The following is a 2,120-nucleotide window of genomic DNA, read 5'->3' on the forward strand; positions in this document are numbered from 1 at the left end:
GTTTTCAGCAAGGATTTGGAATCCATAATTTAAGTGAGAATATTAATAAATCTTAAGGATTCATATGACTAACGAGGAGTGAAATTGATACTTGGCATTTCCGGAAGTCCGAGGAAAAAGGCAACTGAATACGTTTTAAAAGAAGCTTTGAAAATGCTGGAAGAGATAGGCTTCAAAACCACATTTTTCAGCGTGAGAGGAAAAAACATCGGTCCCTGTAAGCACTGCGACTACTGCATTAAAAATAAGGAATGTCGCTTCAAAGATGACATGTTTGAGCTTTATCCACTGCTCAGGGATGCACAGGGAATCATAATCGCTACACCAGTATATAACGGTGCAATAAGTGCACAAACAAAAGCAATTATGGACAGGTGTAGAGCCTTATTCGCAGCAGACATCAACGTCTTACAGTACAAAGCGGGTATGGCTATTGCAGTCGGCGGTGACAGAATGGGGGGACAGGAACTGGCAATACAGCAAATTATCACGTTTTACGTTTTAAATGGAGTCATACCAATTAGCGGGGGTTCCTTTGGAGCAAACTTGGGGGCAACATTTTGGTCAAAAGACACTCTAGAAGGAGTTAAACAAGATGAAGAAGGATTCAGAAGCTTGAGAAAAACCGTAAAAAAGTTTGCCAAGTTTTTAGAGAAAAATGAAGTAAATAAAAAGTAAAAAAGGTTAATGCATACTATGTGTGGAGGGGAAATTATGGTTGAAAAAAAACCGGAAAAAAAGAAGATACCAAAAATAGCTTGGGGAATTACGGGAAGTGGAGATAGATTAATTGAAACCTTTGAGGTTATGAAGAAGGTAAAAGATGATTTTGAAGATGTGGTGGACATTAGAGTCTACGTTTCTAAGGCTGGAGATCAAGTCTTGAAATGGTACAAGTTAAGTAAAGACATAGTAGAGATTTTTGATAAGGTTTGGGTTGAAACAAATTCCAATTCACCTTTTCTAGCTGGTATGTTGCAGATGGGAAAATTCGAATTTTTACTAATCGCTCCGGCAACATCGAACACGGTGGCTAAGATTGCTATGGGATTAGCAGACAGCCTGCTCTCTAACGCAGCAGTTATGAGTTTGAAAGCCTATGTTCCGGTCTACATAATGCCTTCCGATTATGAAGTGGGCACCGTAGTCACAAAGCTTCCTGATGGGCGGGACTTAAATTTGAGGATAAGAGAAGAAGACGTGGAACATGTAAGAAAACTACGTAAAATGGAAGACGTACATGTACTGGAAAAGCCCGAAGAAATTTATGAAGTATTCAGAGAAAAGTTCGGCTACAAACCGACCTAAAAATCTCCCAAATTCTTTTAAATTTTCTATTAATTCACCATTTTATGGTAAGCCACAATGTTGAAAGAAGTAGTTGAAGCTTTAGCTAATGGTATTGTAATTAACGGTTTCATTGTTTATTCTAAAAAGATTTCGAAGGGCAGATTTCGGGAAGAAGTAAATTTAGATGTATATTTAAAAAGAGATGAGCATGAAGATCGACTCATAGATATCAAGGTTTTTTATGGTAGACCACCTTATCATACAGCTTGGGTGGAATTCTACGATATTAAAAAAAATGTAAATCTTGGAAGAGAAATAGTAGAATATTTTAATTCCTTCTTAGAGGACAAACTGTTGTTACTCTTTTCTCAAGCGCTCAATGAGGGGGAAAGTATTTTCGTTGAATACTATGATGATGAAGAAACCAGAAGACAGCTAGGAGCTGGTTTGCCACCACCGGTTAGTCGTCTTGGTTACAAGCTATTTGGGTTGGGATTCACGTGGTTTAAAGACTGGTATTTTGCTGAGGGCTTCTGGGAAGGAGGAATAAAGCTTCAGGGTGAGAAACCAAACGAGGAGTCAGTAGTCCGCCAATTAAAAGCAATATATGAAAATGTTAAAATATTTCTCGAAAAAGAACAAATTGCAGATGAACATGAATGGTATGTAATCAGAGCCGTTGTTAGAGCTAAAAATATTCAAAGCAAGCTGAAAGAATTTTTCAAATAATAAAATAATTTTGCAACCTTTTTTGCAATTATTTTGTTTACTCGGCTAAACCGTTGTCCGAAACTTACCCATTTAGGACACCGCCTAAATGGTGTTCGGTT

3 protein-coding genes are annotated in these 2,120 nt (G+C 37.6%); all 3 read left to right on the top strand.

Annotated elements, in window-relative coordinates; genetic code table 11:
- Positions 1 to 84: 84 nt before the first annotated feature.
- The 3 genes from ACUVXA_RS20165 to ACUVXA_RS20175 are packed head-to-tail and all read left to right on the top strand — an operon-like array spanning position 85 to position 2,019.
- Positions 85 to 678, top strand: a complete 594-nt coding sequence (locus ACUVXA_RS20165; RefSeq protein WP_445873086.1) for a flavodoxin family protein — start codon at positions 85 to 87, stop codon at positions 676 to 678.
- Positions 679 to 714: 36 nt separating this feature from the next.
- Positions 715 to 1,308 (top strand): archaeoflavoprotein AfpA, encoded by a 594-nt coding sequence (gene afpA, locus ACUVXA_RS20170; RefSeq protein ID WP_445873087.1) that lies wholly within the window; start codon positions 715 to 717, stop codon positions 1,306 to 1,308.
- A 57-nt stretch (positions 1,309 to 1,365) separates the two neighbouring features.
- On the top strand, positions 1,366 to 2,019 hold the full coding sequence (locus ACUVXA_RS20175; protein ID WP_445873088.1) for a DUF1122 family protein: 654 nt from the start codon (positions 1,366 to 1,368) through the stop codon (positions 2,017 to 2,019).
- Positions 2,020 to 2,120: the final 101 nt, after the last annotated feature.

The sequence above is a fragment of the Candidatus Jordarchaeum sp. genome (assembly GCF_052745115.1).

Bases quoted from the DNA above. Each gene is read 5' to 3' on its own strand.
- afpA (WP_445873087.1), top strand. From the start codon at position 715: ATGGTTGAAAAAAAACCGGAAAAAAAGAAGATACCAAAAATAGCTTGG.
- ACUVXA_RS20175 (WP_445873088.1), top strand. From the start codon at position 1,366: ATGTTGAAAGAAGTAGTTGAAGCTTTAGCTAATGGTATTGTAATTAAC.